16 protein-coding genes are annotated in these 16494 nt (G+C 42.6%); 8 read left to right on the top strand and 8 right to left on the bottom strand.

Annotated elements, in window-relative coordinates:
- Nucleotides 1-52 precede the first annotated feature (52 nt).
- The 4 genes from craA to GWK51_RS05585 form a co-directional block, all read right to left on the bottom strand.
- A complete protein-coding gene (gene craA / locus GWK51_RS05600) occupies nt 53-1282 on the bottom strand; it encodes a chloramphenicol efflux MFS transporter CraA (RefSeq protein ID WP_161932999.1) in 1230 nt (409 codons plus the stop codon).
- 297 nt (nt 1283-1579) lie between these two features.
- Nucleotides 1580-2941, bottom strand: coding sequence for an AbiH family protein (locus GWK51_RS05595; RefSeq protein WP_161932998.1), 1362 nt, complete (start codon nt 2939-2941; stop codon nt 1580-1582).
- Between the two features lie 86 nt (nt 2942-3027).
- Nucleotides 3028-3399 carry a hypothetical protein gene (locus tag GWK51_RS05590; protein WP_161932997.1) on the bottom strand — a complete coding sequence of 124 codons (372 nt, stop codon included), beginning with the start codon at nt 3397-3399 and terminating at the stop codon, nt 3028-3030.
- A gap of 179 nt (nt 3400-3578) precedes the next feature.
- On the bottom strand, nt 3579-4988 hold the full coding sequence (locus tag GWK51_RS05585) for an FAD-binding oxidoreductase (protein ID WP_161932996.1): 1410 nt from the start codon (nt 4986-4988) through the stop codon (nt 3579-3581).
- Nucleotides 4989-5343: 355 nt separating this feature from the next.
- Here GWK51_RS05585 and serA point away from each other — a divergent pair, with 355 nt between their 5' ends.
- The 5 genes from serA (at nt 5344) to GWK51_RS16595 (ending at nt 10001) form a co-directional block, all read left to right on the top strand.
- Nucleotides 5344-6576 carry a phosphoglycerate dehydrogenase gene (gene serA / locus GWK51_RS05580; RefSeq protein WP_161932995.1) on the top strand — a complete coding sequence of 411 codons (1233 nt, stop codon included), beginning with the start codon at nt 5344-5346 and terminating at the stop codon, nt 6574-6576.
- Nucleotides 6577-6866: 290 nt separating this feature from the next.
- Complete coding sequence (locus tag GWK51_RS05575) at nt 6867-7772, top strand: EamA family transporter (RefSeq protein ID WP_161932994.1); 906 nt, start codon at nt 6867-6869, stop codon at nt 7770-7772.
- 80 nt (nt 7773-7852) lie between these two features.
- Entirely contained in the window at nt 7853-8728 is an 876-nt protein-coding gene (locus GWK51_RS05570) for an EamA family transporter (RefSeq protein ID WP_100241956.1), read from the top strand.
- A 187-nt stretch (nt 8729-8915) separates the two neighbouring features.
- Entirely contained in the window at nt 8916-9230 is a 315-nt protein-coding gene (locus GWK51_RS16600) for a glycosyltransferase (RefSeq protein WP_235941082.1), read from the top strand.
- Nucleotides 9231-9404: 174 nt separating this feature from the next.
- On the top strand, nt 9405-10001 hold the full coding sequence (locus GWK51_RS16595) for a hypothetical protein (RefSeq protein ID WP_235941080.1): 597 nt from the start codon (nt 9405-9407) through the stop codon (nt 9999-10001).
- Nucleotides 10002-10076: 75 nt separating this feature from the next.
- Here the strand turns inward: GWK51_RS16595 and GWK51_RS05560 are convergent, their stop codons facing one another.
- Nucleotides 10077-10847: a sulfite exporter TauE/SafE family protein gene (locus GWK51_RS05560; RefSeq protein WP_142769976.1), complete on the bottom strand. Its 771-nt coding sequence runs from the start codon at nt 10845-10847 to the stop codon at nt 10077-10079.
- A gap of 13 nt (nt 10848-10860) precedes the next feature.
- A complete protein-coding gene (truB, locus tag GWK51_RS05555; RefSeq protein WP_161932993.1) occupies nt 10861-11766 on the bottom strand; it encodes a tRNA pseudouridine(55) synthase TruB in 906 nt (301 codons plus the stop codon).
- 151 nt (nt 11767-11917) lie between these two features.
- Here truB and GWK51_RS05550 point away from each other — a divergent pair, with 151 nt between their 5' ends.
- The 3 genes from GWK51_RS05550 to GWK51_RS05540 all read left to right on the top strand — a co-directional run bounded on the left by GWK51_RS05550 (nt 11918) and on the right by GWK51_RS05540 (nt 15112).
- A complete protein-coding gene (locus GWK51_RS05550; RefSeq protein WP_161932992.1) occupies nt 11918-12955 on the top strand; it encodes a lipase secretion chaperone in 1038 nt (345 codons plus the stop codon).
- Between the two features lie 35 nt (nt 12956-12990).
- Entirely contained in the window at nt 12991-13974 is a 984-nt protein-coding gene (locus tag GWK51_RS05545; protein ID WP_161932991.1) for a lipase family alpha/beta hydrolase, read from the top strand.
- A gap of 166 nt (nt 13975-14140) precedes the next feature.
- The gene (locus tag GWK51_RS05540; RefSeq protein WP_161932990.1) at nt 14141-15112 is read left to right on the top strand and encodes an esterase/lipase family protein; all 972 of its coding nucleotides are present in this window, start codon (nt 14141-14143) and stop codon (nt 15110-15112) included.
- A gap of 59 nt (nt 15113-15171) precedes the next feature.
- On the opposite strand, the gene rplS is transcribed toward GWK51_RS05540, so the two are convergent.
- Nucleotides 15172-15546, bottom strand: a complete 375-nt coding sequence (gene rplS, locus GWK51_RS05535) for a 50S ribosomal protein L19 (RefSeq protein ID WP_100241899.1) — start codon at nt 15544-15546, stop codon at nt 15172-15174.
- Between the two features lie 178 nt (nt 15547-15724).
- Nucleotides 15725-16468: a tRNA (guanosine(37)-N1)-methyltransferase TrmD gene (gene trmD / locus GWK51_RS05530; RefSeq protein WP_161932989.1), complete on the bottom strand. Its 744-nt coding sequence runs from the start codon at nt 16466-16468 to the stop codon at nt 15725-15727.
- Nucleotides 16469-16494: the final 26 nt, after the last annotated feature.

Below are 16494 nucleotides of genomic sequence, written 5' to 3'. Positions count from 1 at the left end.
AACCGCCAAACAGGCAAATATATGCCTGTTTGAGCCAAGTTTTCATGCCGAGTTAAAACTCACCATTGGCTTTACGTTCCAATAAAACTTGCTGCAACATGCGCCGTGGAAAACTAAACCATAGCGCAATCAAGACAAAACATGCCAAGCCATATGCGATTAAATGGTACTGTTCATACAGGATGCGCACTGCTTCAATAATAAAAAAGAAACTGAACATCAGCAGCATCGACACAGCCGCAGCCACAGTCCCTTTCGATACTTCAGAAGACATCAGCGCAAAACGGTACAGCACCGAAAAGCTGATCCCTTCACCAAAGCTAATCAAAGTCATGCCGACAATTAAGCACAGCAAGAAATAATCTCGCCAGAAGATACCCGCTAAAATCAACAGCGTCCCCAGCAGCATAATCGGTAAACCGATCATCACGGTTTTACCCAAAGCCCAGCGATCAATGATTTTAATCAGCACCAGATTGCCCGCAATCAGACCACCCAGCACAGGAAATTGTGCCAGACCGTATTGCAAACTGGTGAGTTTTAATTCTTCCACCAGCATCACAGGTGACAGTGCAATCCACAGCATTAAAGGCATACTGACCATTGGCAATGCCAAGGTTAATCCAAGAAAACGCTTATTTTGATAGACCCGTTTAAAGTCTGAAAAAATATAACGTACTGGCTGTTTCACTACAGCCTGTTGGCTAGCAGGCATTTTTGCTTTTAAACCAAACCAACTCAGAAATGCCAACACCGCAATACCGATAAAGCCCCAATGCCATGACACATGGTCAATCAGGAAAGCACCTAAAACAGGTCCCAGCAAAGGTGCCAGCAAGGAAATATTGGCCATCAGTGCCATGACTTTAATGGCATCCCGCTCTTCAAAGGTTTCCTGAATGGCGGCATAACCTACGGCAGAAATGACCGTTAATCCTATACCTTGTAAAAAGCGCAGGGCCAGAAATTGCTCAATATTATGAGTGAGTAAAATCAGTAAGCAACAGACGCTAAAAAATAGTACGCCTGTAAGCAGGACTTTTTTACGTCCCAGTCGATCTGACAATGGACCCAACAGCCATGCTACACAGGCGCCACCCAGCAAATAAAAAGACATGGAAGATGGTGCCCAACTGCTGCTGACCCCAAATTCTTTGGTGATGGCCAGCATGGCAGGTTGGACTAAATCATTTCCGATATAGACGGAAAATTCGAACAGCACCAAAGCTAAAGGAAACATCAGCGTAGCGCGGTTCAACGTGGTCGTTTGAACTTTTTGCATTATTTTCTACAGATCATGATGGTCTGGTCGAGGTCTTACGCTATTTTTCGGGAGATAAGCGTCAGCCCAATGACCAGCACTGAGAGATTTATTTAAATTACGTTTTTTTGAATGCGCTTAGGTTAAGCGGCTTAATACACCGTATTCACAAGGTGTCTAAGACAAATCAAGGTATTTCAGTTGTGAGATTTTTTATCACTCAAGCTAGTACGCCCACTAGGTCAAGTGGGTGTAGTGTAGCAGTTTATCGGTTGGGAATTGTAATTTTTTACATTAAGTAAAAGATTGAAATTTTAATTAAGCAATCTGCTGCTTTTCAGATTCAATAAATCTAACTTCGGGATTTTCTTTAAATTGTAGCCACTTATTTTTCATCCATTGCTCAACTTTATCTTTTCCTAAAATTGCCAATAAATTATTTAATAATGCAAATTTCGCAGGTTTATCAAAATAATAAACGGTTACTCGTACATTTCGATCTATGTCATCATTTAAACAAAAAAGATCAATAATATAGTCTTTATCTGAAATATCTAGTGAATGCCCCCAAATATAAAAATTTAGATTTAACCTTTCTTTTCTCATAATTTCTGCATTGAAATCTTGCAAATTTAAGTTCACATAGTCTTTTCTATATGACTCTAAATTAATCTTATACATTTTTACTTTGGAAACAGAATCATTCAAAAAAATGTAATCGGTATCTTTAAAAAGTTTCTGATGATATTTCGTAAATCCATACGCTTTAATTTTCTTTAATGATTCACCCTCCAAATCAGAAACACCCAATACAATATTTTGATATTCCCCACAACTACCATGCAAGTATTCCACATCGACAGAATCATGAAGTCGTTGATAAGTATTGGTATAATTAAATGAAAATATCTTGTCAGGATAAGACCACTCAGCATCAATATCTATCATTCTGCTTTGGAAGAGTTGGCCAACTACAATTTCCAAATACAGGTTAAAAATTTCAATAAATTCTTCTAATTGCTTATGGGAAAATTCTAAAAATGAAGATAGATTCATTCCATTTTTGTCATTTCCTCCATAACAAAATTTAGCATTGAATCCTATATGCATTCCCTTATTTTCAAATAGATGAAAACTATCTAAAACCGAAATATTTCTTTTACCAACAGTATTCTCAAACAATCTGAGAGGAAAAGCATATTCTGATTTTCCATTTATTTGCTCGATAAAAGGGATCATCTGCACAAAACTTAATAATACTTCTTCAATTTTCTGTTCAAAATCAATCCATGTTTTTACCTCTTGTACATGATCTTTAAAATATCGATACCAGCAATTTAACTCCAAGCGGTATTGGAGTTTTAAAACATCTTTTGCATTAATTTCTACATTTTCAGTCAAATAGTATTCTTTCGTTTTTTCTATGAATTTTTCGTCTCGTGTTTCCGAAAATAACTTATCAAAACTCATCCGATAATTTGGCTCACTTTCTTTAGCTCTTTTATCAAATAAAGAATCTATCTCTTTCATCCATTCATCGACTGTATGAATCGACAAATCTTTTGCTTTTTCACCCGTGTTCTTTTTCTCAATGGCCCCCATCACATCCATAAAGTGGTCGTACTTTGTCGGCAAATAATGGGATAAATCGAAGCCATTCCCCACAATTAAAATATTCATTTTTATAAAGTCTCAAATAAAAAAGCGCATCACTAGATACGCTTTTTATGCGACAAAATTTTCAAACTTTCAAGCTCATTCCTATATCAAGAACACACCGCTGTCTGGAAAGTCTTGGTATTTTTACCACGCATACATTGATACGATTTTTCGGTCTCAACCAATTTCCAGTCATTGTCTACATGCTTAAAACTATAAATGGTACGAATTGAACGCACTGAATCATCCATTAACCCAGTTTCTGTCACTTTGACTTGTGCAGCCGTTGGTGATTCTACACTGTTAAAAAATTGACGAATTTCAACGGTCGATAATTCTTTAACCAAATCAGGACGTTGTTTTAATACTTGCGCCAAAGGTGTATCCGAACTGCTGACTTTATTGACTAAATTCTGAGTGGTGGCACAGCCTGCCAATAAACCCAAACACAAGGCTGAAACCGTGGCTAAACGCAACATGACAAATTCCCCATAGATATCATTACTTACCCGTAATGATGCAATGCTTAAACACATAACTCTATGGCAACAATGTAGCGATTGTTTTTCTGAGTTGAATTTTTTATCTTTTTTATTACTGCAATAAAAAACACCGCAATGTTGCCATCACGGTGTTTAGTACTTCATTCGGGATAAACTTATAAATCGAAAAGTTTACCCGGGTTCATAATGCCGTTTGGATCGAAGACTTTTTTCAAGGCTTTCATGTATTCAATTTCTTCGGCACTACGTGAATATTCTAAATATGGCTTTTTGGTCATACCCACACCATGCTCGGCAGAGATTGAACCGTCATATTTTTTCACTGTTTCGAACACGTATTTATTTACCACCTGACATTTGGCAAAGAATTCATCTTTGCTTAAATCCGCAGGTTTCAAAATATTTAAGTGCAAGTTACCGTCACCAATATGACCAAACCAGCAAATTTCAAAGTCTGGATAGTTGCTTGCCACAATTGCATCAATTTCTTGAATAAATGCAGGTACATGCGTAATTAAAACTGAAATATCATTTTTGTATGGGGTAAATGGTGCGATCGATTCAGAAATATCTTCACGTAAACGCCATAAACTTTCCACTTGCTCAAGGCTTTGGCTCAACACGCCATCCAACACCCAACCCTGCTCCATGCAGTGCTCAAAAATTTCCATCGCCTTGTCCATAATTGGCTCAAACGGCGCTTCAAATTCAAGTAACACGTAGAATGGGCATTGTGTTTCAAATGGACGTTGCACAAGACCGTGATCCAGCACTTTCTGCATCGCCAATTCACCAAAGAATTCAAATGCAGTTAAGTCAATTTTAGCTTGGAAGGCATGCAATACAGGCATCACTGCTTCAAAATCAGGTACACCCAACACCATCACTTGCAGGTCTTGTGGCTGACGCTCTAATTTGATTTCTGCTTCAGTGACTAAACCTAAAGTACCTTCGCCACCAATAAATAAATGCTGTAATGCATAACCTGTGGCATTTTTAATCATGCCTTTGTTTAAACGTAAGATGTCGCCTTTGCCTGTGACCACAGTTAAGCCCAACACCCAGTTACGCGTCATACCATATTTAATGACTTTAATGCCGCCCGCATTGGTACCAATATTGCCACCAATTTGTGAAGAACCCGCAGAAGCAAAATCCACAGGGTAGTACATGCCTTGTTCTAGTGCATAACTCTGTAATTGTTCAGTGACCACACCCGCTTGTACACGCACCATACGATCGGCAGGGAAAAATTCCAGAATCTGGTTCATTTTGTCCATGCTCACCACGATTTCACCATTGGCTGCCACGGCACCCGCAGATAAACCCGTACGACCACCCGATGGCGTTACCGCAACATTGTATTGATTGGCAAGCTTAACAATGGCTTGAACTTGTTCAGTCGTTGCAGGGAAAACGATCACAGATGGGTTTGGATCAAAGTGTTTAGTATAATCCCGACCCCAATTTTGCAGGCTATCGGTATCCGTTTTAATACGGTTTTCGCCAACAATTTCGGTCAATTGGGTCAACAACTCTGGGGTTAAAGCGACTGGAGCATTCATCGTTTTCAGACCTTGCAATGAAGTAAACAAGTGGTGTCGAATCTAATGCATTATTCAGCTGAAACTGCGTAACAAAGGAACAATAACTAGACAGCACGTGAAGTAACGGACAGTCCATCTGCACCGTATTTTTTCACGGAGCATTATTATAAGCCATTTTTAGCCAAAACCCGCAGAAAATCGCGTTTTAACAAGGTTACCTTGTAAATTACAGGCTTAGTTAGACCAACTACGACAGGTTGTGACGCATATTTCGCCAAAATACCTGATTGCTGGGTCATAAAGGAAATGTATATCCCCCTACGTCCTATGCTATGATACTGCGACCAAATTTGGCCTTTGTAGCGGAGCCGTAATGAGCCAACATCTTTCCCTGCCTAAAGATAAAATTCGTTTCTTGTTGTTAGAAGGCGTTCACCAAAACGCAGTCGACACTTTAAATGCAGCTGGATACACCAACATCGACTATCGTAAAACTGCGCTTGAGGGTGAAGCGTTGAAAGAAGCGATCAAAGATGCGCATTTCATTGGTATTCGTTCCCGTACTCAATTGACTGAAGAAGTTTTTGAAGCGGCAAACAAACTCATCGCGGTGGGTTGTTTCTGTATCGGGACCAACCAAGTGAACTTAAATGCTGCGATGGTTCGCGGTATTCCAGTCTTTAACGCACCATACTCAAATACTCGTTCAGTGGCTGAACTGGTATTAGCAGAAGCAATCCTTCTTCTTCGTCGTGTACCTGAAAAATCAACAGATACACATGCGGGTGGCTGGAACAAATCTGCTGTAGGTTCGTTTGAAACACGCGGTAAAACTTTAGGTATCGTGGGTTATGGTTCAATCGGTTCGCAACTTTCAGTTTTAGCTGAAAGCATGGGTATGAAAGTCATCTATTTCGACACAGTGACCAAATTACCTTTAGGTAATGCACGTCAAGTCGGCAGCATGGGTGAACTTCTTGCCAATGCAGACGTGGTGTCTTTACACGTGCCAGACGTTCCTTCTACGCGTAACTTCATGACCAAAGATCAATTTGCGCAAATGAAAGAAGGTTCAATCTTCATCAATGCGGCACGTGGTACATGTGTGGTGATTGAAGATTTGGCTGATGCACTTAAATCGGGTCACCTTGCAGGTGCTGCGGTTGACGTATTCCCGAAAGAGCCTAAAGCGAATGGTGAAGAATTTGTTTCTCCACTCCGTAACCTACCAAACGTGATTTTGACTCCTCACGTGGGTGGTTCAACCATGGAAGCGCAAGCGAACATTGGTTTAGAAGTGGCTGAAAAATTTGTGGCTTACTCAGACAAGGGTATGACGCTATCTGCGGTGAACTTCCCAGAGATTGCGTTGCCGTTGACTGAAGGTAAACACCGTTTATTACACATTCATAAAAATGTGCCTGGCGTACTTTCAAAAATCAACAACTTGTTTGCTGAACACGGCATCAACATCTCTGGTCAGTCTTTAATGACTAAAGGTGATGTCGGCTACTTGGTGATGGATGTTGATGCAACTGCATCTCAAGAAGCACTGGATACTTTACAACACGTTGAAGGTACAATCCGCGTTCGCGTATTGTTCTAAGTTATTCGATGTGAAAAACCACAGACTTGTGTCTGTGGTTTTTTATTGACCCCTCCTCCGCTTAAGGGGGTCAATAAAAACCGATTCACAGCGCTAAACCGATCTATTGCCGATGGGGAATAGATCGGTTTTGTTTCAGTACAACTTGCCCGTACCTGCTGACTTTTTATCTGTCTGCATGACTGTGTTAGATCTGGCTCATCCGCTACGAGCTATTTCCACGGCACAATGTTATGATTGAAAAAAATACACAAATTGACCATCCGATATAAAACATAATGCCCTAGATCATGCTGAACTTAAAAAACTCCTCCTATTTCCAAGCCGTGTTCCTGTTGTTCATTGCCATGCTCTGCGTGCAAAGTAGTGGCTCATTGGCCAAAATTCTGTTTCAGCAATTTCCTGTCTTAACGGTTTCCGCCATGCGTATGCTGTTGGGTGCGCTCATTCTGGCGATTATTTTTCAAATCTGGAAAATTAATTTTAAAAGCGTACGCTGGTCATCCATTCTCAGTTATGGCATTGCACTGGCAGGCATGAATGGACTGTTTTATTTATCGATTGAACGCCTGCCTTTGGGCATTGCAGTATCATTTGAGTTTATTGGTCCCCTCAGTGTTGCCTTGTACTATGCACGGCAAAAATATGACTTGCTCTGGGTCTGCATGGCAATTTTAGGCTTAATTTTACTATTCCCCTTTGACCAAGCCACACAATCGCTGGATTTAACAGGCATTGCCTTTGCCATTGGTGCGGGTGCCTGTTGGGCAGTTTATATTATTGCGGGGCAACGCCCTTCGGGAATTTCAGGCAACCATACCGTGTGTTTGGGCATGTTTGTCGGCATGTTGTGTTTAATGCCGATAGCCTTGTTTTCAGGCATGACCAGCAATGTTTTCCAGCCCCCTAATTTATTCTATTTTGTCGGCCTGGCCATTCTCGCCAGCGCCTTACCATTTACCTTGGAAATGATTGCCTTACGCAATCTGACCGCCTTGAGTTTTGGCACCTTAATGAGTCTGGAACCCGCGATTGCGGCACTTTCTGGTTTTGTGTTTTTAAATGAGCAATTGCTTTGGACACAGTGGCTGGCACTCGGCACCATTATTACTGCATCAATTGGTTGTACCTATACCACCCAGCAAGCCAGACGTCGCAATGAGGCAGCCTTAAAATCTACGAATGAATCGGTCTGATTCATTCCTGTCCTAAGCCTCAGGAGGTTTAGGGCAGCATCCTATCTTTTCCCTCACCTGTCATGGAGACCACTGCGGATATGCCAAACAGTCAATTGAGTGCCGTTTTTCTCATGGTGTTATCCATGTTGGCCTATCAAGTCAGTGCCTCCTTTGCCAAGCAACTGATGCAAGCGTTAGATCCATTTACTGTGGTGACTTTACGCCTCAGTTTCGCCTCAATCTTGGTGGTGTTGATGTTCCGTTCATGGAAAATCATTCAACGCCTACCTTATTTAAAATGGCGTGACTTGCTGTTTTACAGTGCCGCCGTTTGTGTCATGAATGTCTTGTTCTATGCCTCTTTGGGCAAATTGCCGCAAGGCATTGCCGTTGGATTAGAGTTTTTAGGACCGCTCACCTTGGCGCTACTTTCCATCAAACAAAAAAGTGATTATCTCTGGGTCGGACTCGCCATTACAGGCATTGCCCTGATGGTGCCTTGGCAGGATGCGCAAGCCCACAACTTCTCTTATATCGGTGCGGCCTGTGCTTTGGGCGCAGGGATTTGCTGGGCATTTTATATTTATTTTGGTCAGCGCGTGGCTCGGCAAAACATCGGCATGCATGCCCTGAGTATTGCCATCGTACTGTCTACATTGGTGCTCTTGCCCATCAATAGTGTCCGCAATCCTGAAGCGATGTTGCAATTTCAATATTGGCCACAAGCCCTGATGATTGCCTTATTGGCCACAGCCATTCCTTATGCTTTGGATCTTATGGCACTCAAACGCCTGAGTAAACTCAGCTACGGTACGCTCTCCAGTTTATCCCCAGCCCTCGCAGCTATTGCAGGCATGTTACTGCTCAAAGAGCATATTAGCCTGTGGCAAACTTTAGCGCTGATTTGCATCATGACCGCCTCGGTCGGGGTCACTTATCGTGCCAGTCGTTCTGCGCCCGATAACGAAAACTAAGTTCCAATCACGCTATTCTACAACCCACCCTTGAGTGACTGTTGTATGCTTCTGACTGCATCAACAGTCCCTTTTATTTCTCTACGTTGTTTCATCCTACATATGCCTTCGTCTGAAGAATGGCTTGAATTCGCTGACCTGAAAATCTACTATGAGGAAAAGAGCAAAAGGGAATATAAGAATAACAATGCAGCCACATATCCGCCTGAATATGATCGTCAAAAATGAAACCGCGGTGATTTTACGTTGCTTAAAATCGGTCAAACCGTGGATTCACTCATGGGCCATTGTTGATACAGGATCGACAGATGGTACACAGCAACTGATTCAAGACTTTATGCAAGATTTGCCTGGCAAGCTATTTGAGCGTCCTTGGCAGAATTTTGGTTTCAACCGTACCGAAGCATTACAACTGGCACAGGATCCGTCCCTGCCCCATGCTGACTACCTGATGTTTATCGATGCCGACCAGACCCTTATGGTGGATCCTGATTTTGAATGAGGGACTTTAACTGGCTTAGCGTATTATTTTGAATATATTTACGGAAATATCCGCTATCAATTAAATTCGCTTGTATCAACGCAAATTCCATGGAAATGGGAAGGTGTTTTACACGAATATTTAAACTCGCCTGAACCTCACCAATGGCAGCTCTTAAAAGGTCCTCATGTTTTTGTGCAGCATGATGGGGCCAGAGGACGTGATCCCACCACCTATCTCAAAGATATCGAAATTTTAAAGCAAGCCATCATCGATGAGCCTGATAACCTGCGATATAAGTTTTATCTCGCACAAAGTTATCAAGATGCAAATTTACCCGAACCAGCCCTCGAAGCCTATCAAATACGCGCCAATGCAGGGGGATGGGAAGAAGAACGCTGGACCGCACAATTTCGTGCAGCAAAATTTACAGAAAAATTAAAGAAACCCGCAGCAGCGATTCGTACTGCATATTTGCAAGCGTGGGTGAGTCGTCCGCAGCGGGCTGAACCCCTCTATGAGCTGGCCCGCTTTTATCGAGAGAACCACTTATTTGAATCTGCCTGCCAATTTGCCTTACAAGCCTGCCAGATCAAACGCCCGAGTGATACCTTATTTGTCGATGAAAGTGTCTATTCATGGCGGGCTTTAGATGAGTTCAGTGTCGCTGCATCGTATTGCCCGTCCTATAAGGAACAAGGTAAACAAGCCATCCTGAAATTATTGATGGAGCAAAAATACCCAGCCTCTGAAGAAGCTCGGCTGATTGCCAATCTGCGTTTCTATAAATAACTAACCCTTGCTATGGCAAAGGTCAACTTAGAAAATGAATGTCGCCGCTGATGTAAAATTGCATCAGCTTGACACTTAAGCTGGGAAAAAGATTTGATAACTTAAACGCACAATTAAAATAGACACTAAAACCAAGAAGATAATACGGATAAAACCACTACCGTATTTGAGTGCCATGCGGACACCGACCAATGAACCAGCAATATTGGCGACTGCCATGGTCAACCCGATTCCAAACAGGACATGACCAGCAGGCACGAAAAAGCTCAATGCAGCAAAATTGGTCATAAAATTGGCAATTTTGGAAAGCGCCGAGGCATGAATAAAGTCGACTTTCAAATAACGAATAAAATAGAAAATAAAGAAACTACCCGTTCCTGGACCAAAAATACCGTCATAAAAGCCAATCAACACACTGCCGATTGCGGCGAGTACCAGTATTTTCGTGGTGACTTCCTGTTGAAAATGCACCTGCCCAAACTGTTTTTTCATGAAGGTATAGATCGCAATAATGATCAACATACACAACACAAAAGGCTTCAACACTTGGGTGGGAATCATCGATACACAAGCAGCACCTAAATAGGAGCTAATAAAAGCACCGACGCCTATCACTAGCAACAACTTCCACGACAATGACACACGGCGAAAAAAAGAAAACGCCGCTGAAGCCGTACCGAAAATAGAAGAGAGTTTATTGGTTCCAAATACGGTCGCGGGAGCCAATTGTGGCATTGCACCCATGATGGCAGGAATCTGAATTAAGCCTCCGCCTCCAACAGCAGCATCAATGGCGCCTGCACAAAAAGCAAAGAAGACCAGACTCAGAATCAGATCGAGTTCCATCATTGTCAGCCACCTACAGATTCAAAACACGTTTAGGAATTAAACGCTTTCGCTCATTAATTTCGGCTAATCCAAGGCACTTTTCCCCATCAAACACCAGCACTTGGGCTTCCGCAGCATGATCAATATTACTTTCCATACCACGACTAAAATATTCTGCCCGACCTTCAGGCACTTGAATCTGGGTAAAATGCTGGACAGGCGCATACACAGGCAACAGCAGTGCTTCACGCTCCTGTTCGGTTAAGCCTTCTAAATATTCAATGGTATAACTTGGAATCAGTTCAAAATGACCCGTTTGAATGCGGTGTAAATAAGTCAAATGCCCATACGTACCTAAGGCTTTGGCAATATCTTCACCCAGCACACGTATATAAGTGCCTTTAGAACACGTCACATCTAAGGTCACACTGTTTTCCGTAAAAGAAAGCAGCTGAATGGCTTCAATGGTAATTGGGCGTGCGTCACGCTCAACCTCAATCCCTTTACGCGCCAACTCATATAGCGGACGACCCTGTTTTTTGAGTGCCGAATACATGGGTGGAATTTGTTGAATCTCCCCCTCAAACTGCTGCAAGACTTGTTGAATACGCTCTTCCGTCAGTTCAGGTACAGCTTGTTCCAACAAGACTTCACCTTCAACATCACCTGTCGTCGTACTGTGCCCAAGCTGAACCGTAGTTTGATAACGTTTGGTCGAATCTAATAAAAAATGCGAAAACTTGGTGGCTTCACCAAAACAAATCGGTAATAAACCTGAAGCCAGCGGGTCCAAAGCGCCTGTATGTCCTGCTTTCTCTGCTCGCAATAACCAGCGTACTTTTTGTAATGCTGCATTTGAACTAATACCCAAGGGTTTATTTAACAAAAATACCCCATGAACCGCGCGGCGCTGGATTTTTGCAGCAGATGATTTCATAACTCAGAACACGTATTTCAACTGTCGCCATACTAACAACCGCTCATCTAGTTTTACAACTTTTCTGTTGTTTATTTGCATTCACATTGCACAATAAAACAAGTTCAAGATGAACCCAATAAAAATTAAAAATGGATGTTAGGCATAGGATATGCAAAAAAAGAAATTATGGCTGGTACTCGCCATCGTGGTTGTTATTCTGCTGGGCTTTTTAGTCTGGTTGGCGCCGAGTGCCACCACAGGCTCGAACGCTACCTCAAATTCCCTCACGCCATCAACGCAGGACTCTAGTTCAGTTCGCACAGCCCACGCAGGCTTATCATCCAATTTAGCCCAAGCCTTTGGCAGTCCAAGTCAGCAAGATACGGAGGTGAATTGTCAAATCAGCTTAGATCAAAGCCAGCATTTAATCGTGAATGAACAAACCCGAAACTGCTTTGAATATTTCATCACGCAATATGGTGAAAAACAGCTGGAGCAAATCAAGCAAGATTTTGCACTGTATCTGCAAAAAAGCTATCAAGAGCCTGCTTTAAGCCAAATTCTGGATCTATGGAATCGCTATCTCGATTACCGTGTGCAATTAGGCAACTTGCAAGAACCGAATTTAAATAAGCAAGATCCTGAATACTATCGTAAGGTTTTTGGACTGATTAAGAATCTACGCAATCAATTCTTCTCAAATGATGAAATAGAGGGGCTCTTTGGTGCAGAGAATATTTACCATGAATATACCTTAAACCGTATGTCGATTATGGCGGACCAGTCCCTCAGCGAAATAGAAAAAGCACAAAAATTAAAAGAACTGTTTGCTCAATTGCCTGAAGATTGGCGAGAAAATCTAGAACAATTATCTAAATTAGATGATCTGCGTAAACTAAGCAGCGATATTAAAGCGCGTGGCGGTTCTGCTGCTGAACTTCGCCAAATGCGCATGAATCTGGTTGGCGCAGAAGCAACTCAACGTCTAGAGCAGCTGGATCAGGAACGTGGACAATGGAAATCACGAGTGAATAATTATTTAGCGCAACGTGATCAGATATTGAATAGCCACATGAGTGAATCAGCACAACAACAAGCGATTGCACAATTACGTCAGCAACAATTTAAAAATCCACAAGAACAATTACGACTTGGCACTTTTGAAACTACGCACGACGCAGGAGGGAAATTACCTTTCGCAGAATAATTCTGTATCTCATGACCTTTTTTCAGGATGAAAATATGTATAAAACGAAAAAAATAGCACATAGCCTTTCACTACTTGGTTTAGCCACCTGTATTGGACTCAGCAGCAGCTCGCTCACTGCAGGCGTACTCAGCGTCAATGCGACTGCACAAAGTAGCTACGCCAAAACCAAATATCCCTTATTGTTTACCCATGGTATGTTTGGCTTTAGCCGCGTTGGGGTTGCTGAATTTGGTTTAGATTACTGGTATCAAATTCTGCCCGATTTAGCGCGTAATGGGGCAACCACTTTTGCTGCGCAGATCTCACCTTTAGAATCGACCGAAGTTCGTGGGGAGCAACTGTTACAACAAGTCGAAGAGGTCCTCGCTATTACTGGTAAGCCTAAAGTCAACCTGATTGGACATAGCCACGGAGGACCAACGATTCGTTATGTCGAAGCCGTCAAACCGCAATATGTCGCATCCTTAACTGGGGTCGGTGCGACCTTTAGAGGTTCCAAAGTGGCTGATGATCTACTTTCAAACCAAGCGGGTTCGCAGCTCCTGAGTATCGCTACGGATTATATTATTGGGCCACTAATTACCTTTGCCGAAGGTAATCCTGCGTTGAAGAGTGATTTGCATGCCTCGCTCACCTCAATCAGTGAACAGGGTTCGCAAGTCTTCAACCAGAAATATCCGACAACCGCATTGGCTGCAGACTGTAGCAAAAGTGGGGCTACCTCCAATAATGGCATCTACTATTACTCATGGACAGGGACATCCCAAGTGACCAATATCATTGATGTTGCAGACAGTGCCATCTCCCTGCTTGCACCAATCTCGTATATCAGCACCGACAATGATGGCTTGGTTGCACGTTGCAGCACCCATTTTGGTAAGGTCATCCGTGATAATTATGATTGGAACCATTTAGATGAGGTCAATCAGGTCTTGGGATTACGCGGGCTGTTTAGTCCCGATCCGGTCGATGTCTACCGTCAACACGCCAACCGTCTAAAACTGCAAGGACTGTAATATCTCTATTCTCTCTGGGGCAATCTTCAGAGAGATTTTTTTGAATTATTTAGTTACACACTGTATTTTATTTAATCGGATTTCAAAACCTAATTTCGCTCTGCTCTTTATACTCATGGCTGACAATGATCATTGTCGGTAGAAAAATTAAAAAAGAGGAAGATCAATGAAATATGGACTCTTGATAGCTGGATTGCTATCAACCTGTGTGCTGAGTACCACGCAAGTGCACGCCAGCGCATCACAAATTCAAGCCAAATATGTGACCTCCAGTTATGCCAAAACCAAATATCCCCTCGTGTTCGCACATGGGATGGGAGGCTGGATTCGTGCAGGTACAGATGAACTTGGTGTGGATTATTGGTATCAAATATTACCCGATTTAGCACGCAATGGCGCCAATGCATGGGCAACCCGTGTTTCCCCATTCAACAGCTCTGAGGTTCGCGGTGAGCAACTGCTACAACAAGTCGATGAGATTTTAGCGATTACGGGGGCAAACAAAGTCAATTTACTGGGGCACAGTCATGGTGGACACAGCATTGCCTATGTTTCCAATATCGCGCCAGCTAAAGTCGCTTCTGCCACCGCCATTTCAAGCCCACTCAAAGGCTCACCTGTTGCTGATCTAATTATCTCAGCTCAAGGCACACCCCTCGAACGACCCTTGGTTAGTCTGATCAATTTCGGTTCTCAGGCCATTGTCTGGGCACAGCAACAGGACCCAAACTCCCTACCGCATGATGCACTGGCAGCGGGTATCAGCTTAAGTCAGGCAGGTTCTAAAACCTTTGCCCAAAAATATACACTTGGTATGCCTAAATCAGCTTGTGGTGAAGGAGCTTCTATCGAAAATGGCATTTACTTCTATTCTTTCTCTGGTAATTCAACCTTAACCAATATTCTTGATCCAGACTCGGTATTGGCTGCCACAGGATTACTGATGCAAGCGCCAAATGACAATGATGGCTTGGTCTCTCGTTGTAGTGCCAAATATGGCAAGACCATTCGTGACAATTACAACTGGAATCATTTAGATGTGATCAATCAGTTCTTCGCCTTACGTTCAGTCTTTTCTCCTGATCCTGTCGATATCTATCGTCAACATGCCAACCGCTTAAAACTACAAGGACTATAAAGTCATCAGCAAAAAAAAATGCGCCAAACGGCGCATTTTTTTCACTCAAATAAAACTGATTAAGCTTCAGTTTTACGAGCTGGTAACTTTTCACGAATACGTGCAGCTTTACCAGACAATTCACGTAGGTAGTAAAGTTTAGCACGACGAACGTCACCACGACGTTTCACTTCGATTTTAGCAACGATTGGAGAGTGAGTTTGGAAAACACGCTCAACACCAACACCGCTAGAAATTTTACGTACTGTGAACGCAGAGTTCAAACCACGGTTTTTCTTCGCGATTACAACACCTTCAAATGCTTGAAGACGCTCACGATCACCTTCTTTTACTTTTACCTGAACGATAACAGTGTCACCTGGTGCAAAAGCTGGGATGTCTTGTTTAAGCTGTGCATTTTCAACAGCTTGTACTAAAGGATGCTTACCGCTCATGGGGTATCTCCAATATGTGTGGGTCAGAAGAGGTCTGAGATCCACTGGGTATAGAGGCTAAAGCGCATAGACCCGATTGACTTTCCCTTTATGCCTGACCGCTTCAATGCATAAAGAGCCTAATAAACAATACTTCAACACAACCGCTCAAGTATTGGCTTCAGTAAATAACCTAAAGTTATTTTCCTGATAAATCTTTGAGCCATTTTTTTTGCTGCTTGCTCAACTCCACCTTTTCCACCAACTCAGGTCGGCGTTCAAGAGTACGTTGATAACGCTGCAAAAATCGCCATTTCTCGATATTGGCATGATGTCCCGATTTCAAGACTTCAGGTACATCCAATCCTTCAAAATGGTCTGGCTTGGTATATTGTGGGCAATCTAACAGACCATCCACAAAAGAATCTTGCACATGAGATTGCTCATCAGACATGGCACCCGGAAGTCTCCGAATTACACTATCTAACAGCACCATCGCAGGAAGCTCGCCACCCGATAAAACGTAATCCCCTATCGACCATTCCTGATCAACATATTTTTGGATTAAACGTTCATCGACCCCTTCATAACGCCCACATAGCACAATCAAGCCATCATAATCGACGAACTGCTGTACTGCTGGCTCATTCAGGGTTTTGCCTTGCGGTGACATATACACCACAGGAACATGAACCGCTCCCGCTTGCTCTGCAAGCTGTTTGGCACGTTGAATCGCTTTCGCCAAAGGCTCAGCCATCATCACCATACCAGGACCACCACCAAAGGGACGTTCATCCACTCTTTTGTAGTTGCCCTCAGCAAATTCACGTGGATTAATACAATGGATTTGCACAATGTCACGTTTTGCTGCGCGCCCGCTAATACCGTAGGCTGTAATCGCTTCAAACATTTCAGGAAAAAGCGTAATGACTGCAAAAAACATCGCAGACCCCCGTATTTCCAAAAATA

The organism is Acinetobacter kanungonis (assembly GCF_009939195.1).
Taxonomy (GTDB): Bacteria; Pseudomonadota; Gammaproteobacteria; order Pseudomonadales; family Moraxellaceae; genus Acinetobacter; species Acinetobacter kanungonis.
Note: the sequence above shows the minus strand (reverse complement) of the source record. Positions and strands in the feature narration are given on the sequence as shown.